The sequence below is a fragment of the Streptomyces sp. NPDC048718 genome, assembly GCF_043198875.1.
Taxonomy (GTDB): Bacteria; Actinomycetota; Actinomycetes; order Streptomycetales; family Streptomycetaceae; genus Streptomyces.
This window is the reverse complement of sequence record NZ_JBICVG010000012.1, coordinates 136,078-161,143: the sequence shown is the minus strand read 5'-3', so window position 1 is coordinate 161,143 and position 25,066 is coordinate 136,078. Positions and strand designations below refer to the sequence as shown.

Genomic DNA, 25,066 nt, shown 5'->3' with positions numbered 1-25,066 from the left:
GGGCGGGGGCGGGCGGCGCGATCCGGCCGGTGGCGGAGGGGAAGGAAGGGGAAGCAGTCGCCCGGGAGGCGGAAGGGAGAGGGGCGTGGTCGGCCGCGGTACGGGGCGGCGGGGTCCGGGCGGCGGGTCAGCCGGGGTACGCGGTCGCGGGGTCCGGGCGGGTCAGCCCGCGCCCGGGAAGGCGGCGCGCGGCGTGACGTCCGTGCCGGTGAAGGGCCAGGCCGCTATGTCGCGGTAGTGGATCGGGCCGGGGCCGCGTCCTATGTTGCTGCCGACCAGGTGCAGCCGTCCGGCGGGCCAGTGGCGTCCGGTGAAGCCGGCCAGGCCCGCCGCGACCTCGACGGCCGAGACGGTGTCGCCGCGCCGGGCCCGCGCCAGAGTGAGGTGTGGGCGCAGCGGGCGGCCCTCGAAGGGGATGCCGCAGCCGCGGACGGTGGCGCGGACGTCGTCGGCGAGGAGGTGCAGTCCGGCGAGGTCGCCGTCGACACCGGTCCACAGCACCCGCTCGTCGAAGTGCCCGCCGCCGTGCAGCGCCAGCTCCAGGGGGCGGCGCGTCGCGGCGATCTCCTGGAGCGGGGGCCGCAGGAGCGGCACGGCCGCGACCGGCAGCTCACCGAGGAAGGCCAGGGTGATGTGCCAGTCCTCGATGCGGTTCCACCGCATGGCGGGGTACGCCTCGTAGGCGGGCCGCAGCTCCCGCGCCAGTTCGTCCTTCGCTTCGTCGGGCGGCGCCAGGGCGATGAACACCCGAACGGTCGCACCCTGGGGCTGTGCGTTCACGGAGGACTTCGTACCTCGTCTTGTGCCGCGCGGTCCATTCCGCGCCTGCGCGCCCCGGGTCGGAGGGACCCGGGGCGCGCAGTGCGAGGATGCGTACGGTGAGTGCGCGGACGCGATCAGTAGGCGCTGTTGACGTTGTCGATCGAGCCGTAGCGGTCGGCGGCGTAGTTGCACGCGGCGACGATGTTGGCGACCGGGTCGTACTGGTCGAACTTGGTACCGGCGATGTGGTACGCCGCGAAGGTCGGGTAGATCACCTGGAGCAGGCCCTTGGAGGGGACACCGTTGACGGCGTTGATGTCCCAGTTGTTGATCGCCAGCGGGTTGCCGGAGGACTCGCGCATCACGTTCTTGTAGATGCCGTTATAGGTACCCGGGATGTTGTGCTTGTCCATGATGTCGAGGGACTCACGGATCCAGCCGTCGAGGTTGTTCGCGTAGGTCTTCACGGCGGCCGTGGCCGCCTGCACGACGGCGGGGGCGACGGTGAGGGTCAGGCCCGGGCGGATGTGCGTGGGGTCGGCACCGATGGCCGACTTGTTGTCCTCGTAGATCTTCTGCCAGCCGCCCGTCACCGCGTACTTCGCGGCGATGCCGGAGAGCGTGTCGCCGACGACCACGGAGTGGTGGAGGGGGGCGGCGGCGACGGCCGTCTTCTCGGCCGTGACGGCCTGGGGAGTGGCCGCGGCGGCGCCCGTGGCGCCGATCAGGGGCAGGGCGACGGCGGCGGCGCCCGCCAGGGCGATACCGCGGGTGAGCTGGGCGCGTCGGGGCGTCCGGATTCCACGCATGGCGAATGTCCTCTCCTCCGCCTGCGAGGTGAGCTGTCGGGTTCGGGCAGGAGATGCCCGGTCGCGCCGTGGCGCGACTTCACCCCAAGCCGGATCCGGAACACCGGAGCCGGCGGAGAACCTGGGTCCCCCGCTCCTGCCGGGTGGTGGTGGGTGATGTCCGGACGGCGGCAGGATTCGGCGTTCCGTCTGGCTGAGGCGTGACCGTATGCGAAAAGGAAGACCGAAAACAAGATGAAAAGAGACAGTAAAGATCGTCTATAGATGATTCGAAAGAATGATCTTTTCCGTCCGATCAGCCGACCCGTCAATCGCTTTCCGAAAACCTCGAATTGACGGCACGCCAGCGCCTGGCGGGCGGGACCGGCCGTGACCTGAATCACTTACGGCACAATGACGCCAAGGCGGGCTTAACGCTCGATATCGACACTGAAGAGAAATATCGCAATATTGTCCGTTTTGTAGCGCTTTGGATCGCCCTTGCCGTCCACACTCCCGTGCCGAGCGGAGCGGGGCGCCGATCAGCCCGGGGGCCGGTCCGAGCCGGCTCCGCGGCCGATTCCGTGACCGGTTCCACGAACGCCCCACCCCGCTCCCCCGGCCACTCCGCACCGGATCGTCCCTGGTGAACGACACCAAAAGAAGTGTTTGACAGTTACCGGAAGGGCCTCGATACTCCTGGCCATGCCCGACAACAAGAGACGTGCGGAGCTGAGCGGCCTGCGCGCGCTGGCTCATCCCCTGCGGCTGCGGCTGCTGTCCCTGCTCACCGCGAACGCCATGAGCGCCAGCGAGGCGGCGCGCGAGCTGGGCGAGTCCCAGGCGAACGTCAGCTACCACATGCGCCATCTGCTGGCCGCCGGTCTGCTGGAGCTGGCCGAGGAGACGTCCGTACGCGGCGGGCGGGCCAAGCGATACCGGCACGACCCGGCGAGCGGCGAGGCCGTACCCGGCGGATCGCTCGACGACTACACGGTCCTGGCCGCCGCCGTCGCCGAGGAGCTGCAGCGCCGCAGCCGCGAACTGGTCCCCAGAACACCGGGCGCGTTCACCGACGCCGAGCTGTGGCTGCGCCCCGAGGCGTGGGAGCGCGTCCGGCACCTCGCCAAGGAACTGGGCGTGCTGATGCACGACGCCGCGCAGGCACCCCACACGCCCGGGACCGTCCGGGCCAGCGCGACGGTCCTGCTGTTCGAGATGGCCCAAAGGGAGGCGGCGGAGTGAGCGCCCGGACCGGGAAGTCCTCCGTGCCGGCTCCCCTGCGCCACCGGAGCTTTCGCCAGCTGGTGGCCGGACGCACGCTGACGCACTGCGCCAATGCCATGGCCCCCATCGCCCTGGCCTTCGCCGTCCTGGACCTGACCGGCTCCGCGATCGACGTCGGGCTCGTCGTCGGCGCGCGGTCGGTCGCCAATGTCCTCCTCGTCCTCTTCGGCGGCATCCTCGCCGACCGGGTGCCGCGCGCCCTCATCCTTCAGGGCTCCAGCCTGGCGGCCGCCGCCGCGCAGGCGGCGGCCGCACTGGCCCTGCTCACCGGCTCCGCCTCGCTCGGGGTGCTCGTCGCGCTGAGTGTGGTCAACGGCGCCGTGTCCGCCCTGTCCATGCCCGCGTCGGCCTCGCTGGTCCCGCAGACCGTGCCGGCCGGGGAACTGCGCCCCGCCAACGCGCTGAGCCGGATGGGCGTGAACCTCGGCATGATCGCCGGCGCCTCCGGCGGCGGCATGGTCACGGCGTTCGCCGGTTCGGGGTGGGGCATGGCGGCCGACGCCGTCCTGTTCACCGCCGCCGCGTTCGCGTACCACGGCGTACACGTGCCCCGGCCCGTGGCGGCCCAGGGCACGCCCACCCGGCCGCTGCGTGAACTGCGGGAAGGATGGCGGGAGTTCACCGCGCGGACCTGGGTGTGGGTGGTGGTCCTGCAGTTCTTCGTGGTCAACGCCGTGACGGCGGGCGGTATCCAGGTGCTCGGGCCGACGCTCGCGAACAGCGTGTACGGGCGCACCGCCTGGGGCCTGGTGCTGGCCACCCAGATGGCGGGCGCGCTCATCGGCGGCTTCCTGGTGGGCCGTTCCCGCTCCCGGCACGCTCTGCGGATCGGGGTGACCGTGGTGGTGCTCGACGCCCTGCCCCTGCTCGCGCTGGCCGAGGCGGCGCCCCTGGCGCTGCTGGTGGGGGCGATGTTCGTGAACGGTCTCGCGCTGGAGCAGTTCGGGGTCGCCTGGGATCTGTCGCTCCAGGAGAACGTGCCGGCCGACCGGCTGGCGCGGGTCTACTCGTACGACATGCTCGGCTCGATCCTCGCGCTGCCCCTCGGCGAGATGACGGCGGGTGTCCTCTCCGAACGGTTCGGGTCGCGGACGACGCTGCTCGGGGGTGGGCTCCTGATCGTGCTCGCCACCGTCGCGGCCCTGTGCAGCAAGGACGTGCGTGCGCTGACCGTCGGGAACGGCGGGGCCGGCAGGGCCGTCGGGAGCGGTGGCATGGACGGCGGGGCAGCGGATGTGCCGCCCGTCGGTGCCGCCGGGTCCGCGCCGGAGGCCGTCGGCGGCCCCCGGCCGGCCCAGGCCCCGGGAGGCTGAGGGGCGGCGGCCGGGGAGACGACGCGAGCGGTCCTTCCCTCCCCTTCCGGGAAGGGCGGACCGCTCGTGTCCGGTGTGCGGCGGATCAGGAAATCGTCCGGCAGACCGTTCCGTTGAGGGTGAAGGCCGTCGGGGAGGGGTTGGCGCCGTCGTTGCCGCCCACGAATCCGAAGCTGGCGGAGTTTCCGCCGTTCGGGGCGAGTCGGGCATTGTTCTCGCCGTTGGTCACATGCACGTGCCGCCCGTTGGCGGTGACGTTGGCGTTCCACGAGGAGGAGACCGACTGCCCTGCCGACGGCCAGTCGAAGGTCAGGGTCCAGCCGTCGATGGCGGCGGGACCGACATTGCTCACCACGACATTGGAGACGAAGCCGTTCCCCCAGCCGGCGGTGACCTGGTACGAGACGGTGCAGGTGCTGTTTTGCGGTGTTCCGGTGGTGAAGGTCAGCGGGACCGACGGCCGGGAGAGACGGCCCGCCTTGTCCCGGGCCAGCACGTTGACGGTGTGCCGGGAGCCGGCCGGGAGGTTGGGGATCGTGACGGAGGTGCCCGTGGACGAGCCGAGCAGCTGAATGTTGGTGCCGAGCTGCTCGTAGACCTCGTACCGGTCCACCGTGCCGGTGGCGGCGGGCCAGTTCAGGGTGACACCGTCGGCGCCGGACGAGGTGGTGCGCGGTGCGCCGGGCGCGCCGGCGGTGGCGGCGGAGGAGCCCGTGCCGCTCTTCGGGTGCATGGTCAGCACGGTGAGGGAGTACGGGGCCAGGGTCACCGAGCCCGCCGTGGCGGTGCCGGGCGCGTCCACCAGGCCGTCATCGCCCGGTGCCCACCGCCGGACCTCGGGGGCGGCGGACCCGGCGGTGAACCCCTGGTAGCGCAGGTCCACGGTGTGCGCGGCGGAGGAACTCTTGTTCAGCAGCAGCACGCCGAGGTCCCCGCCTGCGCGCAGCACCGCGTGCGAGGAGACCTCGGAGCCGGAGCTCCCGGAGGCGACCATGCTGTCGCCCGGGTCGCTGAGCGCGCCCAGCGCCTTGATGCCGTAGTACGGCGCGAACGGCGTGTTCACCGCCGGTTCGCAGACGCTTCCGGAGCAACTGCCGTTCGACAGCATGCCCATGTCGCCGTAGTCGGTCTCGCCGCCCACGGTGCTGATGTTCCCGGCGCCGTTGTGGGTGTCCCACCAGTTCACGGCGAAGACGCCGTTCTCCAGTGCCGTCATCATGGCCTCGGCGGTGAACAGGCCGTTGGGGCGGCTGGTGAAGGCGCCGCCGGCGGAGTTCGAGTTCACCTCGGTCATCGCGATGCCGATCCGCGCGGAGTCGTCACCCGCGTATCGGTTCAACAGGCTGCGCACCTCGCGCAGTTCGCCCGGCAGCTGTCGCACCGCCGCCAGCGACTGGTCGCCGTTGTCCGTGTTGGGGTACCAGTGGACACTGACGAAGTCGACGTCGTGGGCGACGGCGGCGAGCACGGTGTGGTTCCAGTCGCCACTGTCGCCCTCGGCCACGACGCCGTCCGGCCAGTTGCCGGGCATGGTGAGCACCGCGCCGATCTTGACGGTGGGGTCGACGGCCTTCATGGCCGTGGCATAGGCCTTGACCTCCCGCGCGTACTGGCCGGGCGACTTGTCGGTGTGGTCGTCGTGCTCCCAGCCGCTGCCGTAGACGCCGTTGCCGTAGATCTCGTTGCCGATCTCCCAGTACTTGGCGTCGTACTTCTTGGTGATGTTGGCGTACCGGACCCAGTCCGCGGCCTCCTGGGGAGTCCCGGAGCCGTAGTTGGCGATCAGGATGGGCTGGGCCCCGGAGTCCCGTACGGTGCCCATGAACGCGTCGAATCCGGTGCCCGGGGCGACATATCCGCCGGGAGCGGTGTGGTCGGCCCAGTGGTAGATGTCGGCGTAGGAGCCACCCGGGTAGCGCAGTGAGCCGATCCCCGCGGACCGGTAGAGGGAGGCCACCTCGGGGTCGTTCATATGGGCGTCCCAGATGGCCGCGTTGGCGCCGAGCGCGGCGGAATCGACCGTGCCCAGGCCCGCGTTCGCGTTGACCGTGACCGTGGTGTCGCCCGCGGCGGCCGGATCGGCCGAGGCGGGCATGGAGAAGGGCAGCGCCGCCGCCACGACGGCCAGGGCCGCCGAGGCCGTGACGGCGAGCGGGTGGCGCGGGAGCGCCGACCGTCCGCCGGCTGGTCTCCTGTGGAACAGCATGGGGCGTTCCTCCCGGGTGATACGCCGGCCCGGGGCCACGCCAGGGAGCCGGACGAGAGACGGGGAACCGTGCGGCGTGCGAGGCCGCGCGGACCGCCGAGGGCGTACCGACCGGCGGGCGCGGCGAGGACGTTGAAGCGTGGGGCTTGGGAGCGCTCCCATGATGGGAGTGCCCGCCGGTCGTGTCAATGCGCCGCAACACGGCGGCCCGTACACCTGCGGACACCCAACACCGCTGCACTGAGGTGCAGTTGATGCGGGAGGGGTTGACGGCCGATCGGCCCGACCCTAGCGTGTCGCGACAACTTCCAGAAACTTCTCGGAAACGCTATCGAAACTTTCGAAATCTCCGTCCCCACTCAGGGCCTTCTCCGAAGGTTTCCCACCCCACGACCGGCCGGTGCCGGTCGCCCTCCCTGAGCTCCGGACGCCGGACCGCACAACAGCCGGTGCCCGGGTGTACGCCGCCTCCTTCGACGACGACACTCCTCAGTGGGTGAACATCACCCGGGCCACCGGCTCCGACGACGGCACGATGAACGCGCAGTGGCAGCGGAACACCTCCGACAACGTCAACGTCACCACGACCGCGCACCGGATCGGTACGGCCGGGGTGCACGTACTGAAATTCTGGATGGTCGACCCCACCGTCGTCCTGCAAAATCTTGTCGTGGACACAGGCGGTCTCAAGCCCTCGTATCTCGGTCCGCCCGAGAGCCTCCGGCTGCGCTGACCGCGGCGGATCCCTGCCGCGCCTTCTTGCTGACGTCACCAGGAAAGGAACGGTGTTCATGGGCCGAACCTCCGCACTCGTGGTGAGCCTGGCCACCGCGGCCGTCCTCACGGCGTCCGGTCTCGTCACCTCCCCCGCCGGCGGCCGGGACCACGGTTCGGCCGCCCTCCAGGACGCCGCCCCGGAGGCTCCGTACGTCCCCTACGCCCCGGCCACCGCGCGGGGGGATGCGGCCGGGGCGGCCGGGGTGTCCGGGACGGCTGGAGTGTCCGGGATATCCGGGGCGGCCGGGCACTGGGTGAACACCTGGACCTCGATGCCGCAGCCGACCGAGCCGGGCAACATGCCTCCGGAGCCGTTCACCCGGCCGGGCCTGGTCTTCGCCGACAGCACGGTGCGCCAGACCGTACACGTCTCGACCGGCGGAAGGCGGCTGCGGCTGCGCTTCTCCAACGCGTTCGGCGGCGCGGCGCTGCCCCTCACCGCCGTACGGGTGGCCCTCCCCGCCGGCGGGCGCGCCGGGTCCGGTGCCGTCCAGCCGGGCACCACCCGGAAGGTGACCTTCGGCGGCCACCTCTCCACGGCGGTCCCGGTCGGCGCGCAGACCGTCTCCGATCCGCTGGACCTGGAGCTGCGGCCGGGCTCCGACCTCACGGTGACGCTCTACCTCGCCGACGGCCAGGCGTCGGACGCCATCACCTCGCATCCGGGGTCGCGGACCACCTCCCACATGGCGCGCGGCAACCATGTGGACGCACCGGATCTGAGCGGTTCGGCCACCACGGCCCACTGGTACTTCCTCAGCGGGGTGGAGGTGTGGTCGACGCCGGCCACGGCGGCGGCCGTCGTGGTGGGCGACTCGCTGACCGACGGCAGGGGCTCCACGACCGACGGGAACGACCGCTGGCCGGACCAGCTTCTGACCCGGCTGCGGTCCCGCCCGGAGACATCCCAGGTCGCGGTCCTCAACCAGGCGGCCGGCGGCAACCGCGTACTGAACGACGGCCTCGGCCCCAACGCCCTGGCCCGCTTCGACCGCGACGTGCTGGCGCAGAGCGGGGTCCGGTGGCTGATCCTCTTCGAAGGTGTCAACGACATCGGCAACGCAGGCGCCACCGTGACCGCGCAGAGGCAGATGGCGGAGGATCTGATCGCGGCCTACGGCCAGTTCGTCGTACGGGCGCACGCGCAGGGCCTCCCGGTGTACGGGGCCACGCTGACGCCCTTCGGAGGAAACGCCGGCTACGACGACCCGGACGGCTACCGCGAGGCGGCGCGGCAGACGGTCAACCGGTGGATACGCACCAGCGGCCGGTTCGACGCCGTCATCGACTTCGACCGGGCCGCCCGCGATCCGGATCAGCCCGGACGGCTGCGGGAGTCGTTCGACCTGGGCGACCATCTGCACCTGAACCCGGCCGGATACAAGGCGCTGGCCGACGCGGTCCCGGCCGGGCTGTTCACACCCAGGCAGCCCGCTTTGGACTTCGGGCCGCGTTAGCCCCCCTCCTCCGCCCCCTGCCCCTCCCTCCTCGTCCTTCTTCTCTCCCAGCCCTCCTGACCTCAGGCCCGGCAGCCGGCGGCTTTGATGCCGTCGGGTGTCGGGCCTGAGGGTTGTCGGCTGTGGGTTGTCGGTTTCCGGTGCCGGCCGGCAGCCGAGCGCGCGTCGGGGCACGGACCCCCTCCACGACAATGCGGGACAAAAGGGATTCCCTTCGAAAAGAAACCGTCAAGCATTCACTCAGACTCCCCTTGGATCATCAGGTGAATGGCCATTCACTTGCTACGGTGAATCGCTATTCACCAGTGACTCACCGCCCTCACCGCCTGCCCCTGGAGCACTCATGGCCCCGATACCCGGCCGCCCCACACCCCCGTCCCGCACCCCCGGCGGGTCCGTCGGACGGCCGGGAGTGCGGGAGCGGGCGATGGTGCCGGTGCTGGCCTTCGGCGGCATCCTCATGGCCGTCATGCAGACGGTCGTCGTCCCACTGCTGCCCGACCTGCCCCGGCTGACCGGCGCCTCGGCGGGCGCGGTCTCCTGGATGGTGACCGCCACCCTGCTGGCCGGCGCGGTACTCACCCCGGTACTCGGCCGGGCCGGTGACATGTACGGCAAGCGGCGGGTGCTGCTGATCGCGCTCGGCCTGATGACCCTGGGCTCGGCGCTCTGCGCACTCTCGTCCGACATCGGCGTGCTCATCGCGGCGCGTGCCCTGCAGGGCGCCGCCGCCGCGGTCGTACCGCTGTCGATCAGCATCCTGCGCGACGAGCTCCCGCCCGCGCGGACCGGATCCGCCGTCGCGTTCATGAGTTCCACGGTCGGCATCGGGGCGGCGCTCGGCTTGCCGCTGGCCGCGCTCGTCATCCAGTACGCCAGCTGGCACGCCATGTTCTGGGTGACCAGCGGGCTCGGCGCCGCCGGCCTCCTCCTCGCCTGGTGGGCGATCCGCGAATCGCCGGTGCGCGCGCCAGGCCGGTTCGACGTCGTCGGCGCGCTGGGACTGGCCGCCTGGCTGGTCAGCCTGCTGCTCGGCGTGTCGCAGGGTGGCCAGTGGGGCTGGACCAGCCCTCGTATCCTCGGGCTCTTCGCCGCCTGCGTCCTGATCACGGCCCTGTGGTGTGTCCAGCAGTTGCGCGCCGAGCGACCGCTGGTCGATCTGCGGCTGGCGGCCCGGCCGAGGGTCGCGCTGCCCCATATCGCCGCCCTGCTGGTCGGCTTCGGTTTCTACGCCAACTCCCTGGTGACGGCCCAGCTCGTGCAGGCGCCCGAGGCCACCGGCTACGGCCTCGGTCTGTCCATCGTCGGCAGCGGTCTGTGTCTGCTGCCCGGCGGGCTCACCATGCTGCTGTTCTCCCCCGTCTCGGCCCGTATCTCGGCGGCCCGCGGTCCCCGTGTCACCCTCGCCCTGGGGGCCGCCGTCCTCGTGGTCGGCTACGCCGTACGCATCGCGGACAGCCACCACCTGTGGATGATCATCGTCGGCGCGACGATCGTGGCCATCGGCACGACCCTCGCGTACTCGGCCCTGCCGACCCTGATCCTGGGCGCGGTTCCGGCCGGCCAGACCGCGTCCGCGAACGGCGTCAACGTCCTGATGCGCACCATCGGCCAGGCCGTGTGCAGCGCCGCCGTCGCCGCGGTCCTGGTCCATCACACGAGCCTCGTCGGCGGCGTCGCCGTACCCACGCTCCACGGCTATCTGCTGACGTTCGCCATGGCGGGTACGGTCGCACTGGTGGCCTGTGCCGCCGCCCTCGCCATCCCCAAGGACCGGGCCGGCGGTGGCCTGCGCAAGGTCGCCGAACCCGCGGAGACCGTACGCGGCGAGGCGCTGGAAGGAGCCTGAACCCTCATGATCATCCCCTCCGCCACGGCACCCCGGGAGCACCCGGCGGAGCCGGACGGCCCGCCCGGAGCGGCACCCGTGTACGAGGCCGGGGCTGGGGCCGGGGTCGCGCCCGCGCCCTCGTCCGCACCCGCGCGGGGAGTGACGCCCGCGGCGACGCCCGTGTCCGAGGCGGGTGAGATGTCCGGTGGTGCCGAGGCGGGTGAGCTCTCCGGTGGCGCCGAGGCGACCCGCGGCCCCGCCCGCCGGGACGCCGAGGCGACCAAGACCGCGATCCTCAAGGCCGTCCGCCACCTCCTGGCCCGGCACTCCCAGGCGGACATCACGCTCAAGGCGGTCGCCGAGCGGGCCGGGGTCAGCGCGCCTCTGATCCTGAAGTACTTCGGCAACAAGGACAGCCTCTTCGCCCAGGTCATGTCCTTCGAGGAGGATGCCGCGGCCCTGCTGGACGCGCCGCTCGCGGATCTCGGCCGCCATATGGTCCGCCACGTCCTGGTGAGCCAGAGCGAGCGGGGCGCGGATCCCGTCCTGCGCATCGTGTTCGCGCCGCTGCACCGCGAGCGGGGCGACGTCCTGCGCGCCAACTTCCGCACCCAGGTCGTCGACCGCCTCGCCGGCCGTCTGGACGGTCCGGACGCGGGGCTGCGCGCGGAACTCGCGGTGGGTGCCCTGCTGGGCCTGGGCGTGATGTTCGGCATCGCGCGCGGCGAGCGGCTGCGCGCCTCGGACGTCGAGGACGTCGTGGAGCGCTACGGCCCGCTCGTACAGGCGCAGCTGACTTCCTGAGCGGATCCGAGGGGGCGGGGTGGGGCGGAGCCGGTCCGCGCGGGGGCAGGGTGTGACAGGGCGCCGTGAGAAGTCGCGTGCGGGCCTGCCGTTCGTCGGGCGCCGGCTCCGGTCGCGGGGGGACGATGAGGCCAGGACGGAACCTGCGGGCGGGCCGGATCACGGCGGCCTGCGGCGTCCCGTGGTTTCCGGGCGGCGCCCGTGAACAGCCCGGCCGGACGTCACCCGAGGGTCAGTGCCCGGCGCTCTGCCCTCCGTCGACATGCAGGATCTCCCCCGTGACGGAGGGGGCGCTCTCCAGATACATCACGGCGGCGGCGATGTCGCTCGCCTCGGCCATGCGGCCGACGGGGATCAGCGCGCTGAGCGCCTCGTGGGTCTCCTCCGGGTTCATCGGTGTCTTGACGATCCCCGGTGACACGGCGTTGACCCGGATCCCGCGTGTGGCGTATTCGATGGCCAGCGATTTGGTGGCGGACTGCAGACCGCCCTTGGTCAGCGAGGTCAGCGCGGACGGGATGTGGGAGTCGGCGTTGTCGACCAGGCTGGAGGTGAGGGTCACGATGTGGCCGGCCCCCTGCGTGAGCATCTGTTCGATCGCCGACTGGGTGAGATGGAAAAAGCCCGCCATGTTCACGCCGATGACGGTGGCGAACTCCTCCCGGGTGTAGTCGGTGAAGGGCTTGGCGAGGAAGACCCCCGCGTTGTTGACCAGCGTGTCGATACGTCCGAAGGTCTCCATGCCCGCGGCGAGGACACGTCGCGCGGTCTCCGGGTCGGTGATGTCCCCCTGAACGGCGACGAGATCCGGGTCCTGTGACGCGGCGACGGTGCGCGAGGTGGCCACGACGCGATATCCGAGTCCGCGATAGGCGGACACCAGCTCGGCGCCGATGCCTTGCGACGCGCCTGTGACGACGGCGACCTTGCGGTCCTGGGAGCCCATGCCGACCTTTCCGGGGGGGGATCTGATCTGGTCTTCGTACTGGTCTTGTCTGGCCTGGTCTCGCCTTCCCTGGTCTGGTCAGGTCAGGTCAGGTCAGGTCAGGTCAGGTCAGCGACCGTTCCCGCGGCGCGAGGCCGCTCCGTTCACTGCCCGCGGCGAGCCGACAGAACGCGCTCGGCCTGCTCCATCACCTCTCTGACGATGTCCCCCGCCGGCCGGATGTCGCGGACGAGGCCCACCCCCTGTCCCATCAGCCACGGCATCTCCTCCCAGTCGGCGTCGGTCGCCGGCACGGGCGGGAACGGGTTGAACTTGCGCAGGACGGTCCGCTCTCCCTGAAAGTCCGTCGTACCCACCTGGTCCAGTCCGTCGCGGTCGGTCGGTACGTCGGCCTGCCGGTCGTTCCACTCGGCGACCACCCGGTCGCGCTGGACCCGCATCGGGTTGAACTCGGGCCACTCCGGGCCGAAGATCCGGCTGAGCACCGTGTCCTCGCCCAGCGAGGCGACGAGTCGGCGGTGGTGCTCGGGATGTACGTGCGCCTCCTGGGACGCGACCAGTCGCGTACCCACCCACACGCCGTCGGCGCCCAGGCACAGCGCCGCGGCGACCTGGCGCCCGTCCGTGATCCCTCCCGCGGCGAGGACCAAGGCCCGGTCCCCCACCGCGTCCACCACGGCGGGCACCCCGACCATGGTGGGCAGGCCCCCGTAGTTGTGCCCGCCGGCTTCCCAGCCCTGGGCGACGACGACCTCCACGCCGTCGTCCACCGCACGCCGCGCCGCGTCGGCGGAGCCGACCTGCTCCCACACCGAGATCCCGGCGTCCCGGAGCCGCTCGAGTGGGGCGGCGGGCGGGTGCCCCCAGTGGAACGAGACGATCGGCACCCGCTCCTCGACGCAGACGCGTACCGCTTCGGTGTTGTCGAAGTACGTGATCAGGTTGACGTGGAACGGCGCGTCGCCCGCCCGCTCCCGGATCTCGTGGACGACCTGCCGGAGCGTGTCCGGCGGCAGCAGTCCGGCGCCCACCGCACCGATGCCGCCTGCTCCGGAGACGGCCGCCGCCAGATCCGCCGTACCGCCCGCGAAGGCCATACCGGCGCAGACGAACGGGTACCGGACGCCGAACCTCTCGGTGAGTCTGGTGGTCAGCACACTCATCCCGGCTTCCTCTCCGGACCTCATGGGCCCCCTCGGGACCTCTCGGGAGAAGACTCCCTGGTTCCGCGCTTCCGTACTCCCGCTCTCCGGAGTCGGCGGCGGGCAGCCGACACCGGCACGCGGCCGTCGGCCACGCCGCCCGGACATCGGCCGAGGAGCGACCGTGAAGGCGAGACGCCGCCGGCGTCCGGACCTTCGCCCTCCGAGCCCGAAGGTCCGGACCGGCAGTCAACGGGGCCGGCGCCCCTCGCCATAGGTGCCCACAGAATGCCAGGACTCAGCCCCGGACCAGCGCAGAAACACGCCCCCGCCCACACCCTCGACCCAGCCCTACGGGCGATTCCCCGGCACCACCCGGCCCGCTACCCGGCGACACGGCGGGGAGTCAGTCCGGCTCGGGCACGCCAGTGGTCCGCGTCGCGCGGGTCGGCCGGCCACCCGATCAGCCGGTCGACAGCCGCTCGCCCCCACGCCCCCGGTTCGCGCCCGCGCCATCGCCGTACGCAGCGCAGACCACCGAACGCACCAACCGATCGCCCCGCCCCGAGCTCCGTTCCCGGACCGGCGGCCGAAACGGATTGCCCCCGCCCGCCTACTTCCGGACGTGTGGCGAGACGCGCATCATGGATCCGTTCCATCCGCACTGCCGTTTCATCCGACGCGCGACGCCGCAAGAGGCCCTTCGGGCTGCCCACCAGCGCACGGCCCACCGCATCATCGGCATGGCACAGCACGGAACGATCTCGCTCCCTCCGCGAAGCGGTTGGTCACGAGCGCACCTCTCCCCGAACTCCCCGGACTCCCCACCTCAGCACGGCATCGGCACGGTGTTCGAGCGACGGCGGCATCACCACACGACACCCTCCACTCGACTTGTCATGCACCGGTCACCACTCTCGCCGTGACCGGCCCCCGCGAAAGGAACGGACATGGCCTGCGGATCGACCTACCTCTGGGCGGGTGAAGCCAGCTGGTTCTGCTGCGGCAACGCCTGGGGCGCCTGCGGCAGCGACAACACCGGCGCGTGCGGCACCTGCCAGTCCGCGCAGAACATGGCCGCCTGGCCCAACCTGTCCTCGGCCTGCTGGAACATCACCCGGCCCGACCTGTGCGGCGAGAACATGCCACGCCGCGCCTGTGGCTCGGTGATGAACGTCCGTCACCAGTGCTCCGGCGTCACGGTGTGCGTCACGCTCGCCGACTGCGGTCCGCGCACCCAGAGCTTCTGCGGCGAGGCGACGTGCTGCAACGGCACCTGCCGTACCAACCGGGTCGTCGACCTCACCCCCGCCGCGTTCTCCGCGATCGGCAGCCTCAGCTCCGGCATGTTGCCCGTCTACCTCTACGAGTGACCCCGGTCCGCACCGCACGACGGACCGCGCAACGCACCACTCGACGCACCGCGCGACACACCGCACGACGCGCACCACGCACCGCACACCACACACCGCGCGACCCATCTCGAACAGCCCGGCAGGCAGAGAGCAGCAGACGAGAACAGGAGGGACGACATGAGCCATAGCAGCCAGGAGTCCGGCGGGCGCCGCCTGGACCGGAGGCGTTTCCTGACCTCGGCCGCCATCGGCGGCGCCACCATCGTCGGCGCGTCCGCGCTGGGCGGCCTCGACGCCGAATCGGCCTTCGCCGCGCCGATGCCCTCGCTCCACCCGGCGTTCCCCGCCGCCTTCGCCGAGGGACGCATCCGCGCCGTCAACCGCGGCGTGCTCGACGTCGTCGGCTCGCACGGGGAGCACCACCTCGTCCAGCTGACGAACGCCACCAGCGTCTGGAAACTGCGCGCCACCACCGCGGAGGCGATCGAGGCGGGCGACGGGCTCTACGCCCGAGGGGTGACGATGCCCGACGGGACGATCGCCGCCGACGCGGTGTGGGTCAACATCGTGAACGTCCTCTGCACGGTCCGCGGCATCACCAAGGACCGAGTGCACCTCGCGCACTCCCACCACGAACTGGTGGGCCGGATCGTCCCCGCCACCACTACCGCCTCCTACCTCGGCGGCGCGCTGACCTCGGACCTCTCGCGGATGCGCATCGGCCAGACGGCGCAGGTGCTCGGCGCCTGGCGGCCCGCGGACAACCACATCGACGTCGCCCGTCTGACCCTCGGGCACTGAAGGAGGCGGGCCCATGATCCCGGTCGTCTCCGACCTCGCGCCCCTGGTCTGCGGGCTGTTGCTGGCACCGGCGGGCGCGGGCAAGCTCTTCGGCCGCCGCACCGCCCGGCTGGCGGCGAACACCGTACTCGTACGCGTGCTCCGCGACGGCCGGCGGGCCACGCTCGCCCTGCGGACCCTGGGCCTGGCCGAACTGGTCCTCGCCGCCGCGCTGCTGGCCGCCCCCACCACGGCCGTTCCCGGCGCCGCCACCGCCGTCCTCGGCCTGGGGTTCACGGGCTACCTCGCCTACGCGAAGGCCACCGCGCCCGAGTCGTCCTGCGGGTGCAGTGCCCGCGCGGAGGGCCCCATCGGTGTACGGGCCTTCGCCCGGGCCGGGCTGGTCGTGGCCGGCGGCCTGGCGGCGGCCACGGCGGGTACCGCCTGGTGGTCGGAGATCTCCGGGCGTCCGGTCGCGTCCCTGATCTTCCTCCTGGTCACGGCGGCGCTGCCGGCGTTCGTCTCCTCCGACCTGAACCGTCTGTGGCTCGTCCCGCTGCGCAAGGCCAGGATCGGACTGTTCGGCAACCCGTTGCCGTCGTCGGCCGGTGCGCGCGTACCGGTCGACGCGACCGTGGAACTGCTGGAGCGCTCCCTGGCCTGGCAGGCCACTCGGCCGGTGGTCCGCTCGGCGCTGCTCGACCACTGGGACGAGGAGGGGTGGCGAGTCCTGCGCTACTCGGGCACGTACCCGGACGCGCGCGGCAGCCGCCCGGTCAGTGTGCTGTTCGCCCTGGACCTCACGGCGAGCATCGACACGGCACCCAGCCCGGCGGTTCGCGTCTCACTGGTCGACGAGGAGAGCGAGAAGATCCTCCCCGCCGACGCGCTCGCCCTTCTCGCCACCCCTGAGAACTGAGGAAAGCAGGGCCCACCCGTCGCCCGGCGCCTCGGCGGGCCCACGGAACGCGTACACCCCTCGAATGGTTCCTCTCGTGTGCGCTTCTTCCCCCGATGTGTCCACACTGGACGTGACCCCCTTGAAAGGGGCACCGCTCCCGCTCCCCTCGATCGAACCTGCTTTTGGCAGGCGGGGATTGGCCCATCGGGCGCTCGCGGCGACACCTCCGCGCGCATGGCGCTGTCAGGGATCCCTCTGAGGCCCGCCCTTGGAGCCCCCACGGTATTTCCGGCGAGGGGCGGGGAGCCCGCCTCAGCACGCGAGGGAAAGGAACGGCGATGCCGAACGAACCACCCCGCACCCCATCCCCCACCCCACCCGGGCCCTCCCGGCGGACGGCCGACCGAGCCGATCCGACCGCCGGGGTCTTTGGTGCACCGATCCCGGCCATGCCCGGCGGACTCCCTCTCCTCGGGCACTCGCTTCAACTCCGATCCTGCCCCCTGGAGTTCGTCCGGGAACTACGGAGACATGGGGACATCGTCGCGTTCCGGCTGGGAACACGGGACGCCTACGCCGTCAACCACCCCGCCCTCATACACCAGATGCTCGTCGACGACGCGAAACACTTCGTGAAGGGGTGGATGTTCGAGAAGGGCCGGATGGTGGCCAGGAACGGTCTGTTCACCTCCGAAGGAGACTTTCATCTGCGTCAGCGCCGGCTCATCCAGCCCCTGCTGCGCCGGGCGCACATCGAGCGGTACACCGCCACGATGAGCCGGATCGCCGGCGAGCGGGTGGAGACCTGGAACGACGCCCAGCGCATCCGTATGGACCGGGAGTTGTTCGACCTGACGCTGGAGACTGTCACCCGGGTCCTGTTCTCCACGCGGCTCGGCGCGCACGGCACCGCGGCCGTCCAGCGCTCACTGCCCGTCCTCCTGGAGGGACTCGGCCGGCGCGCGCTGTCTCCGGTCGACCTCCCGGCCACGCTGCCCACCGTCATGAACTACCGGTTCGCGCGGGCCCGCGCGCGGATGCGCGCGGTGATCGAGGCCGTCATCGCCGACCGGCGTTCCCGCTCTTCGGGACCCGACGACCTGCTGGGGGCGCTGCTCGCGGCGCGCGACGAGGAGACCGGCGAGGGCATGAGCGACGAGCAGGTGTACGACGAGGTCGTCACCCTGCTGATCGCCGGCACCGAGACCACCGCCGGGGCGCTCAGCTGGGCTTGTCATCTGCTGAGCCGGCATCCGGACGTCCAGCGGCGCCTGCAGGACGAGTTGGACACGCTACCGGACGGGCGGGACATCGGATTCGACGACTTCGGGCAACTGCCGTACCTGCACCAGGTGATCGACGAGACCCTGCGGCTGCACCCCTCGACCTGGATGCTCATGCGCAGCCCCACGGCGGACGTGACGCTGGGCGGCCGGACCCTGCCCGCCGGATCGATCGTGCTGTTCTCCCTCTACGCCCTGCACCGTGACCCGTCCCTCTTTGCGCACCCGGACGTGTTCGATCCGGACCGCTGGGCGCCGACGCGGGCCGGACAGCTCCGGACGGACGCGTACCTGCCCTTCGGGGCCGGGGTCCGCGGCTGCGCGGGCGAGCAGTTCGCCCGCGCGGAGATGGCCGTCATCCTCGGCGTCGTCCTGCGCCGCCGCACACTGCGCCCGGTGTCCGACCGCCCCGTCAAACCGGTGGTCCGACTCATCCCCATGCCCGGCCCCATGCCGCTGACCGTCCACCGCCGCTCCCGCGCGGGCGGCGCCGGGGCCGATCAGTGAGCCGCGTCGACGACGCCGTACGCCGGGCCCTGGCCTACCTCGCCCGGCAGCACGAGACCGGCTACCCGGACGCGGTCCACACCATGGGGGCCTATTCCACGGCGAAGTTCGTGGAACAGTACGCCACGATCCTGCGCCTGCCGCCCTCGTACGCCGACAGGTTCTCCCGGTTCCGCTGTGCGGGCCGTACGTTCCATGTCGCCCTGATCACCGACGCGTTGCAGGACGCCGTCGACGCCGGGCATGTGGAGTGCCGGGCGCCGGTGGAGGCGAACGCCGCGTATCTCCGTACGGTCAGGGACGGGCTGTCCTGGCGCTATTTCCCCGGCTTCGAGCCGCTTCCCCCCGACGCCGACACCCTCGGCCAGGTGGCCCAGGTGCTGGTCAGGGCCGGGGAAGCCCACCCCGAGGACTTCACCGAAGCCTTCGCTCTGGCGGCCGCGAACGCCTGGGAGAACGGGGCGGTGAACACCTTCCTCTGGGAGGACCCCGCCCGGCGTCGGCAGACCGCGCTGAACGTGCTCTGGGGCCGCGGCCGCGACGACACCGGCCGGGATCCGGAGGTGGTGGCCAACCTGATGTCCGGGGCCCTGCTGTACGAGCGGCGGGTCGGCCCGTGCGCCCTGGGGCCGCTGATCGGTCCGGCCGGCGCCTGGGTGGCCGGGCAGCAGGAACCCATGGGTTTCTGGCGCGCGGCCTGGTACGTGGGCGTGTACTACAGCACGTACACCGCCGTCCGGCTGCTGAGCACCCTCGGCGGGTACGAGGAAAGCACCGCCCGGGCCGCCCGCTTCCTCGCTCAGGCCCCCGCGACCGATCCCCTCAACCGGGCCATGACCGTGCTCGCGCTGCGCCACTGCGGCCAGTCTCCAGGCCGCCACGAACCCGGCCACGACCACGACCACGGCTTCGACCTCGACCTCGACCTCGACCTCGAGCTGATCGTCGACAGCCAGTTCCCCGACGGCTCTTGGGAGGCGATCCCGCTGCTGGACAACCACGCCCGGGTCTGGGGCAGCCGCGCCGTCACCACCGGTTTCTGCCTCAAGGCACTCCTGGCAGCCTCGTGAACCACCCGCTGTCCGCTCCTCAGGCCACTCCGCTGCCGCTGGGGACGTACGTGCTGTCCGGCGGTCTCACCGACCCGGGCCGGGCCGTCGGACAGGCCCGTGAGGCCGAACGCCTCGGTCTGAACACGCTGTGGATCTCCGAACGTCTCGGCCACCGTGACCTGGGCGTGGTCGCCGGCGCCCTCGGCCAGGCGACCAGCCGGATCGGCATCGGCTCGGCGATCACCCCCTTCCAGCTCCGTCACCCCGCCGTCCTCGCGTCCCTGGCGGGCACCCTGCAGAGCCTCACCCAGGGGCGGTTCCACCTGGGGCTGGGGCGCGGCGGCCCCTGGCTCGCGGGCCTCGGCGTCCCGCCGACCGCCCCCGCGGGGATGGTCGTCGACCTGGCGGACATCCTGCGCCGGCTGTGGGCCGGGGAGACCGTCGCCTACGACGGGCCCGCCGGGCACTACCCCGGCCTGCGGCTCGCCGGCCCCCCACAGACCACGCCCGTCCCCCTGCTCATGGCGGCGCTCGGGCCGCAGTCGCTGCGCCTGGCCGGGGAGCACTTCGACGGGGTGATCCTTCCCGCCTTCCTCACCCCCGGGGCCGTGGCACGGATGTCCGGCACGGTCCGCGCCGCCGCGGCGGCGGCCGGCCGGGACCCTGAGGCCCTGAGCGTCCACGCCACCGTCCTCACCCTGGCCGACCCCACCCCTCACGAGCGTGGCATTCTCGCGGGGCGAGCCGTCGGCTATCTTCAGCCGGTCCCGCACGGCGATCGCATCGCCCGCCTCAACGGCTGGGATCCCTCCATCCTGGAGCGGCTGCGCGCACATCCCCAACTATCCGCACTCGGCCAGGCATTGGCCGACGAGACGTACCGTCCCGATGAACTCGCCGGGCCCGCCCGTCTCGTCCCGGACGACTGGCTCACCGCCTCCACCGCGCTCGGTTCCCCGGCCGGCTGCGCGCGCCGGCTGGCCGCTTACCTCGACGCCGGCGCCGACGAACTCATCCTCCACGGCGCGCCACCCGGCCGGCTGGCGCCGGTCGTCGGCGCGTTCCGCCACCGGAGCACGCCGGCCCCAGCGGCGCCGCCGCCACCGCTCCCACCCCGGTGACCGACTGACAGCCATCGGCACACACCCCGCGCGGCCGGGCGTCGCCGTATGGACGTATCAACCGCGGCGAACCGGTCCGTGACGTGCAGTGGGCCGGCCCGAGGGACGGGGCCGCGTGGGCCCCAGTGGTCCATTGGGATGGTTCGGTCACGGCTTCGCCGTGACGGACTCAAGTCGCCGTGCCCGGCGGTCCGAGACAACAGGCATGGAGAGAGAAGAACAGGAGAGCGGGCCGGACGGTGCGGAGCCCTCGTCGGGCGACGGCGAAGCCCCGCACGAGACGGCCACGACCCACCGGCGGCGGACGAAGGTGTTCCTCGGGACCGTCCTGCACTTCACCCGCGACCCCTGGGTGCCCGGTCACGAAGGCGAGGACGACCCGGACGCCTACCGCCTCCACGACCCCGGCGCACTCGTCGTACGCGACGGTGTCGTGGTCTGGGCCGGGCGCTTCCCGGAGTGTCCCCGGGAGTTCATCGACCACGGTCACACGGTCGACCACCGCGGCTGCCTGATCGTGCCGGGCTTCGTCGATCCGCACATCCACAGCGGACAGGTGGACGCCATCGCCAGTCCCGGCGGACAACTCCTGCCGTGGCTGCGCGACTACATGTACCCGGCGGAGATGAAGTTCGCCGATCCCGACTACGCCCGCGCCGCCGTCTCCTTCTTCTTCGACCGGCTCCTGGAGTCCGGAACCACCACGGCATGCGTCTTCCCCACCACGCATCCACAGGCCACCGACGCCTTCTTCGCCGAGGCGCACCTGCGCCGACTGCGCATGATCTCCGGCAAGTTGCTGATGGACGACGACAACGGTGGCACGGTGCCCGAGGAGTACCTCGACCGCGGCGTGGCGGAGGCCGAGGAGGAATGCCGCAGACTCATCAAGGAGTGGCACCACACCGGCCGGCTGCGCTACGCCGTCTCCCCTCGATTCGCCCTGACCTCCACCCTGGCGGCGCTGCGCATGGCCGGCGACCTCTACCAGGAGGCCAGACACACCGATCAGCCGCTGTGGGTGCAGTCGCACCTCGCCGAGAACCTCGACGAGGTGCAGCGGGTGAAGGAGAAGTTCCAGGACCTGGATCCCCGCTCCTACCTGGACGTCTACGACAAGTGCGGGCTCGTCGGCCCCCGCAACGTGTGGGGCCACTCCGTATGGATCGACGATGCCGACCGCAATCTGCTCGCGGACTCCCGCGCCGGTGTCGCCTTCAACCCGACGTCCAACCTCTTCCTCGGCAGCGGCCTGTTCGACCTGGACCGCGCCGGCCTGGCCCGGGTCCGTGTGGCGCTCGGCACCGACGTGGGCGGCGGCACCAGCTACTCGATGCTCCAGACCATGAACGAGGCCTACAAGGTCGTCGCCATGGCCAACACCTATCCCGAGCACCTCGCGGAGAAGGACCGCAAGACCCTCACCGCACTGCGCGCCTTCTACCTGGCCACCCTCGGCGGCGCCCGGGCGCTCCATCTCGACCGGCACATCGGCAGCTTCCGCACCGGCCGCGAAGCCGACTTCGTCGTCCTCGACTGGGCCGCCACCCCCACCCTCAAGCGCCGCACCGAGGCGGCCCGGACCTTCCAGGAACGGCTCTTCGCCCTCGCCACCCTCGGCGACGACCGCGCCGTCCGGCAGACCTACATCCTCGGCGAGCCCACACGACCATGACATCGGCCACCCGATCCGCATCGCGCCCCGGTGAGGAAGGCGGGTCGGTCCCGCCGGGGTGACACGCCCGGACCGGTCCGGGCGTGCGGGGCGGGCTCGGACCGCTCCGGGCGTGCGGGGCGGGCTCGGACCGCTCCGGGCGTGCGGGGCGGGCTCGGACCGCTCCGGGCGTGCGGGGCGGGCTCGGACGTACGGCCCGCACGGGCCCGGGCGTACGGTCCAAACGTACGGCCCCGGTGTACGGCCCCGACGCGCCCACACCGGCCCACCGCGCGAAAGGCCGTCCCTCGTATACGAGAAGACGGCCTCCGCCCTGCGCCCTCACACTCCGGGGCGCCGGGGGCGCCGGCATGCGTACCCGCGCCCCTCAGCGCCGCGCTCCCTAAAGCAACGCGGAAGGCCCGCCCTCGTCCAGGGCCGCGACCCGTTCGACGATCGCCGCGACGCATTCGGCGTCCTCGGCGAGGTCCGGTGCGCCGAGGAGAACGAGCAGTCCGCGCGCCGAGGACGCGGGTCCTCCCCCCGGCCCACGCCGCGCGGATCCGGTCGGCCATCGGGTCGTCCAGGTCCCCGTCGCGGGTGTGACGGACCCAGGCGGCGAGCGCGCCGGTGAGCATCAACGCCGGGTGGCCGGCCGCGCGGAGTCCGCGCAGCGGGGGCAGCCACCGCTCGGCGACCTTGAACGACCCGTCGGTGGCGACCTGACGGAGCAGGTGCCGCATGGCCGGGTTGGCGAAGCGGGTCACCAGGCTGTCCACGTAGGCACCGGTATCGAGCCCGGCGGGCAGGGTGCCGGCCACCTCGGCGGCGTGGGCGCGCAGCACCGGTTCGCCCCACGGGGCGGCCAGGGCGTCGGCGACGGTCTCCCAGCCGTCCGCGAGACCGAGACAACTCAGCAGCGTGTGCGCTCCGTTGAGCAGGCGGAGCTTCATCATCTGGTACGGGGCGACGTCCGGCACGAAGAGCGCGCCCGTGTCCTCCCAGCGGGGGCGGTCCGTCGCGAAGGTGTCCTGGAGAACCCACTGGGTGAACGGCTCGCCCACCACCGCGCCTTCGTCGCGTACCCCGAGCACCGCGCTCGCAGCGTCGCGGTCGGCGCCGGTCGTGGCGGGGACGATGCGGTCGACGACGGTGGACGGGAAGGCGACGCGAGTCGCGATCCAGTCGAGGAGCCGGTCGACGTCCGGCCGGCCGGAGGCCTGCACGAACTCGCGGACCAGCCGCTCCAGGACCCGCCCGTTGTCGGCCATGTTGTCGCAGCACACCACCGACAGCGGGGCGTCGAGGGCCCGCCGGGCGCGCAGGCCGAACGCCAACTGGCCGACCACGCTGGCCGGATCGGGCCGCCCGGCGAGATCGGCGGCGACCGGCGGGGCGGTGGTGTCGAGGCCGCCGTCGGCCGCACGCCAGTAGCCCTTTAGGACGCCTGCGGCGCGTAGGTGCCGGCGTGTCCCAGAGCGAGACCGGCGACCAGCAGGGCGACGATCACGGCCATGTCGCCGGTCTCGATCGCCTTGAAGGCGGGGACGACCAGGACGAGATTGAGCAGTGCGGCGGTCAGGTAGACCGGGCGGCGGCCGACCTTGTCGGCGAGACGGCCGAGCAGCGGAATGGCGACCAGCTCACAGGCGATGGCGATCATCACGGCGTTGAGGATCATGTCCTTGTCGATGGCGTGCTCGGTGCCGTAGGCGACCAGGAAGATCGTGTAGAAGGGGAAGACCGCGGCCTCGACGAACTTGGTGCACAGGCCGCCGAACAGCTCCCGCTTGTGGTCGCGGGCCAGGCCCTTGAGCGGCGCGGTCTCCTTCTCCCGGGGCTCCTTGGCGGCCTTGAAGGTCTCCGACTCGTCGACCTTCATCCGGACGAACAGGCCGATGGCGCCACGAAGATGGAGAGCAGGAAGGGCACAGGCCAGCCCCAGGAGAGGAACGCCTCCTCGGAGAGCCGGGTGGTCAGCAGGGCGAACAGGCCGGTCGGGATGAGGAGGCGGCGGGCGAGCCGAGCTGGACGAAGCCGGCCGTTGAAGGCCAGGGCCGAGGCGGTGCCGTAGATGAAGAAGTCGTAGTACTGGGCGACGGTGCCGACGACCGAGGCGCCGACCGTACGCGAACACGTGCCGAATGCCGCCGTGACCCCGGCGCGTCGGCTACCATACAAGTACGTCAGAGATCGTCAAGTGTCGGAAAGGTCGACGATGACCTCGTCCTCAGGACTGCACGCCGCGCGGGCGCGGGGAGGAAACGCACGGCAACTCGTCCACGAGCTGCTGCGCGCACGGATCGTGGAACTGGAACTTCCGCCCGGCACACCGCTGTCGGAGAACGAGTTGGCGGCCGAACTCGGGGTCAGCCGCACCCCGGTACGCGAGTCGCTGATCCTGCTCGCCGAGGAGGGCCTGGTCGACGTCTATCCGCAGCTTGGTACGTTCGTCTCCCGGATTCGGGAACGGGACATCGCCTCCGCCCAGTTCGTCCGCGAGGCGCTGGAACTGACCTCCCTGCGGGACGGCGTCGAACGGGCCGGCGAACGGGATCTGCTGGAGCTGCGGACCCTGCTCGCCGCGCAGACCGACGCCGAGCGGCGCGCGGACCCGGAGGCCTTCTTCCGTCTCGACGAGGAGTTCCACGCCCGCCTGATGGCCACCGGCGGACACCGCGAGGCCTGGTCGGTCGTCCAGCACGCCAAGGCCCACCTGGACCGGGCCCGCCGGCTGTCGCTGCCGCTCGAAGACCAGCTCGCGCTGCTGATCCGGCAGCACACCGACGTCGTGGACGCGATCGAGAGCCGGAACGCGGCGGCCGCGGACACCGCGCTGCGCGGTCATCTGCGGCAGGTCTTCGCGGACGTCGAGACCGTACGTACCCAGCACCCGGAGCTGTTCGCCGACTCGGACGCCCCGCCCCGGCCCCGCCGCGAACCCCGTAAGCGGCCGACGGCACGCTGAACCGCGCGCGTACTCCGCGCCGGGCACATACTCCGCACCGCGCACGTGCCCCGGCGCCGGGCCGGGTCACACCCGCCCCGCCCGCCCCGTCCGCCCCGTCCGCCCCCTCTTCACCTCCACCACGAAGGAGCA

21 protein-coding genes, 1 pseudogene and 1 riboswitch are annotated in these 25,066 nt (G+C 72.0%); of the genes and pseudogenes, 14 read left to right on the top strand and 8 right to left on the bottom strand.

The genetic code is table 11. The features are described from left to right. Positions 1–162: 162 nt before the first annotated feature. Both thpR and ACGFRB_RS23095 read right to left on the bottom strand, forming a co-directional pair. Entirely contained in the window at positions 163–780 is a 618-nt protein-coding gene (thpR, locus tag ACGFRB_RS23100; protein WP_393245473.1) for an RNA 2',3'-cyclic phosphodiesterase, read from the bottom strand. Positions 781–896: 116 nt separating this feature from the next. Then, positions 897–1,571, bottom strand: coding sequence for a transglycosylase SLT domain-containing protein (locus ACGFRB_RS23095; protein ID WP_393245471.1), 675 nt, complete (start codon positions 1,569–1,571; stop codon positions 897–899). A 3-nt stretch (positions 1,572–1,574) separates the two neighbouring features. Continuing rightward, a riboswitch (cyclic di-AMP (ydaO/yuaA leader) is annotated at positions 1,575–1,733 on the bottom strand. Between the two features lie 522 nt (positions 1,734–2,255). Here ACGFRB_RS23095 and ACGFRB_RS23090 point away from each other — a divergent pair. Further along, positions 2,256–2,795: a helix-turn-helix domain-containing protein gene (locus ACGFRB_RS23090; RefSeq protein ID WP_393245469.1), complete on the top strand. Its 540-nt coding sequence runs from the start codon at positions 2,256–2,258 to the stop codon at positions 2,793–2,795. Continuing rightward, entirely contained in the window at positions 2,792–4,150 is a 1,359-nt protein-coding gene (locus ACGFRB_RS23085; RefSeq protein ID WP_393245467.1) for an MFS transporter, read from the top strand. The genes ACGFRB_RS23090 and ACGFRB_RS23085 overlap by 4 nt, the downstream gene beginning before the upstream one ends. An 85-nt stretch (positions 4,151–4,235) precedes the next feature. Here the strand turns inward: ACGFRB_RS23085 and ACGFRB_RS23080 are convergent, their stop codons facing one another. Further along, positions 4,236–6,356, bottom strand: coding sequence for a cellulose binding domain-containing protein (locus ACGFRB_RS23080; protein WP_393245465.1), 2,121 nt, complete (start codon positions 6,354–6,356; stop codon positions 4,236–4,238). A gap of 460 nt (positions 6,357–6,816) precedes the next feature. On the opposite strand from ACGFRB_RS23080, the pseudogene ACGFRB_RS23075 reads away from it, so the two are divergent. The 4 genes and pseudogenes from ACGFRB_RS23075 to ACGFRB_RS23060 form a co-directional block, all read left to right on the top strand. Beyond that, positions 6,817–7,089, top strand: a pseudogene (locus tag ACGFRB_RS23075) (hypothetical protein); the annotation flags it as partial. Between the two features lie 58 nt (positions 7,090–7,147). Next, positions 7,148–8,590: an SGNH/GDSL hydrolase family protein gene (locus ACGFRB_RS23070; RefSeq protein ID WP_393245463.1), complete on the top strand. Its 1,443-nt coding sequence runs from the start codon at positions 7,148–7,150 to the stop codon at positions 8,588–8,590. A 343-nt stretch (positions 8,591–8,933) separates the two neighbouring features. Beyond that, positions 8,934–10,439, top strand: coding sequence for an MFS transporter (locus ACGFRB_RS23065; protein WP_393245461.1), 1,506 nt, complete (start codon positions 8,934–8,936; stop codon positions 10,437–10,439). Between the two features lie 180 nt (positions 10,440–10,619). Beyond that, entirely contained in the window at positions 10,620–11,225 is a 606-nt protein-coding gene (locus ACGFRB_RS23060) for a TetR family transcriptional regulator (RefSeq protein WP_393245681.1), read from the top strand. A 232-nt stretch (positions 11,226–11,457) separates the two neighbouring features. Here ACGFRB_RS23060 and ACGFRB_RS23055 read toward each other — a convergent pair whose 3' ends face one another. Continuing rightward, the gene (locus ACGFRB_RS23055) at positions 11,458–12,171 is read right to left on the bottom strand and encodes an SDR family NAD(P)-dependent oxidoreductase (RefSeq protein WP_393245459.1); all 714 of its coding nucleotides are present in this window, start codon (positions 12,169–12,171) and stop codon (positions 11,458–11,460) included. 143 nt (positions 12,172–12,314) lie between these two features. Next, positions 12,315–13,334 (bottom strand): NAD(P)H-dependent flavin oxidoreductase, encoded by a 1,020-nt coding sequence (locus ACGFRB_RS23050; protein ID WP_393245457.1) that lies wholly within the window; start codon positions 13,332–13,334, stop codon positions 12,315–12,317. Positions 13,335–14,263: 929 nt separating this feature from the next. On the opposite strand from ACGFRB_RS23050, the gene ACGFRB_RS23045 reads away from it, so the two are divergent. From ACGFRB_RS23045 to guaD, 7 genes are all read left to right on the top strand, one after another. Next, positions 14,264–14,686, top strand: coding sequence for a hypothetical protein (locus ACGFRB_RS23045; RefSeq protein WP_361225279.1), 423 nt, complete (start codon positions 14,264–14,266; stop codon positions 14,684–14,686). Positions 14,687–14,845: 159 nt separating this feature from the next. Further along, positions 14,846–15,469 carry a cell wall protein gene (locus tag ACGFRB_RS23040; protein WP_393245455.1) on the top strand — a complete coding sequence of 208 codons (624 nt, stop codon included), beginning with the start codon at positions 14,846–14,848 and terminating at the stop codon, positions 15,467–15,469. Positions 15,470–15,482: 13 nt separating this feature from the next. Then, positions 15,483–16,367, top strand: coding sequence for a MauE/DoxX family redox-associated membrane protein (locus tag ACGFRB_RS23035; protein ID WP_393245453.1), 885 nt, complete (start codon positions 15,483–15,485; stop codon positions 16,365–16,367). Between the two features lie 431 nt (positions 16,368–16,798). Beyond that, positions 16,799–18,139: a cytochrome P450 gene (locus ACGFRB_RS23030; protein WP_393245451.1), complete on the top strand. Its 1,341-nt coding sequence runs from the start codon at positions 16,799–16,801 to the stop codon at positions 18,137–18,139. Next, complete coding sequence (locus tag ACGFRB_RS23025) at positions 18,136–19,209, top strand: hypothetical protein (RefSeq protein WP_393245449.1); 1,074 nt, start codon at positions 18,136–18,138, stop codon at positions 19,207–19,209. Before ACGFRB_RS23030 ends, ACGFRB_RS23025 begins: the two co-directional genes overlap by 4 nt. Beyond that, positions 19,206–20,312 (top strand): TIGR03857 family LLM class F420-dependent oxidoreductase, encoded by a 1,107-nt coding sequence (locus tag ACGFRB_RS23020; RefSeq protein ID WP_393245447.1) that lies wholly within the window; start codon positions 19,206–19,208, stop codon positions 20,310–20,312. The genes ACGFRB_RS23025 and ACGFRB_RS23020 overlap by 4 nt, the downstream gene beginning before the upstream one ends. A 205-nt stretch (positions 20,313–20,517) precedes the next feature. After that, complete coding sequence (gene guaD, locus ACGFRB_RS23015) at positions 20,518–21,987, top strand: guanine deaminase (protein ID WP_393245445.1); 1,470 nt, start codon at positions 20,518–20,520, stop codon at positions 21,985–21,987. Here guaD and ACGFRB_RS23010 read toward each other — a convergent pair. The 3 genes from ACGFRB_RS23010 to ACGFRB_RS23000 form a co-directional block, all read right to left on the bottom strand. Then, the gene (locus tag ACGFRB_RS23010; protein WP_393245443.1) at positions 21,957–23,315 is read right to left on the bottom strand and encodes a hypothetical protein; all 1,359 of its coding nucleotides are present in this window, start codon (positions 23,313–23,315) and stop codon (positions 21,957–21,959) included. The two genes, guaD and ACGFRB_RS23010, sit on opposite strands and share 31 nt — an antisense overlap. 89 nt (positions 23,316–23,404) lie before the next feature. Next, entirely contained in the window at positions 23,405–23,848 is a 444-nt protein-coding gene (locus tag ACGFRB_RS23005) for an MFS transporter (protein WP_393245442.1), read from the bottom strand. Beyond that, entirely contained in the window at positions 23,845–24,147 is a 303-nt protein-coding gene (locus ACGFRB_RS23000; RefSeq protein WP_393245440.1) for a hypothetical protein, read from the bottom strand. The genes ACGFRB_RS23005 and ACGFRB_RS23000 overlap by 4 nt, the downstream gene beginning before the upstream one ends. A 37-nt stretch (positions 24,148–24,184) precedes the next feature. On the opposite strand from ACGFRB_RS23000, the gene ACGFRB_RS22995 reads away from it, so the two are divergent. Next, complete coding sequence (locus ACGFRB_RS22995) at positions 24,185–24,934, top strand: GntR family transcriptional regulator (RefSeq protein WP_393245438.1); 750 nt, start codon at positions 24,185–24,187, stop codon at positions 24,932–24,934. Positions 24,935–25,066: the final 132 nt, after the last annotated feature.

Excerpts from the sequence above, each read along its gene's own strand:
- ACGFRB_RS23095 (WP_393245471.1), bottom strand. The coding sequence starts at position 1,571 with ATGCGTGGAATCCGGACGCCCCGACGCGCCCAGCTCACCCGCGGTATC.
- ACGFRB_RS23090 (WP_393245469.1), top strand. The coding sequence starts at position 2,256 with ATGCCCGACAACAAGAGACGTGCGGAGCTGAGCGGCCTGCGCGCGCTG.
- ACGFRB_RS23080 (WP_393245465.1), bottom strand. The coding sequence starts at position 6,356 with ATGCTGTTCCACAGGAGACCAGCCGGCGGACGGTCGGCGCTCCCGCGC.
- ACGFRB_RS23070 (WP_393245463.1), top strand. The coding sequence starts at position 7,148 with ATGGGCCGAACCTCCGCACTCGTGGTGAGCCTGGCCACCGCGGCCGTC.
- ACGFRB_RS23065 (WP_393245461.1), top strand. The coding sequence starts at position 8,934 with ATGGCCCCGATACCCGGCCGCCCCACACCCCCGTCCCGCACCCCCGGC.
- ACGFRB_RS23060 (WP_393245681.1), top strand. The coding sequence starts at position 10,620 with ATGTCCGGTGGTGCCGAGGCGGGTGAGCTCTCCGGTGGCGCCGAGGCG.
- ACGFRB_RS23055 (WP_393245459.1), bottom strand. The coding sequence starts at position 12,171 with ATGGGCTCCCAGGACCGCAAGGTCGCCGTCGTCACAGGCGCGTCGCAA.
- ACGFRB_RS23050 (WP_393245457.1), bottom strand. The coding sequence starts at position 13,334 with ATGAGTGTGCTGACCACCAGACTCACCGAGAGGTTCGGCGTCCGGTAC.
- ACGFRB_RS23045 (WP_361225279.1), top strand. The coding sequence starts at position 14,264 with ATGGCCTGCGGATCGACCTACCTCTGGGCGGGTGAAGCCAGCTGGTTC.
- ACGFRB_RS23040 (WP_393245455.1), top strand. The coding sequence starts at position 14,846 with ATGAGCCATAGCAGCCAGGAGTCCGGCGGGCGCCGCCTGGACCGGAGG.
- ACGFRB_RS23035 (WP_393245453.1), top strand. The coding sequence starts at position 15,483 with ATGATCCCGGTCGTCTCCGACCTCGCGCCCCTGGTCTGCGGGCTGTTG.
- ACGFRB_RS23030 (WP_393245451.1), top strand. The coding sequence starts at position 16,799 with ATGCCCGGCGGACTCCCTCTCCTCGGGCACTCGCTTCAACTCCGATCC.
- guaD (WP_393245445.1), top strand. The coding sequence starts at position 20,518 with ATGGAGAGAGAAGAACAGGAGAGCGGGCCGGACGGTGCGGAGCCCTCG.
- ACGFRB_RS23005 (WP_393245442.1), bottom strand. The coding sequence starts at position 23,848 with ATGAAGGTCGACGAGTCGGAGACCTTCAAGGCCGCCAAGGAGCCCCGG.
- ACGFRB_RS22995 (WP_393245438.1), top strand. The coding sequence starts at position 24,185 with ATGACCTCGTCCTCAGGACTGCACGCCGCGCGGGCGCGGGGAGGAAAC.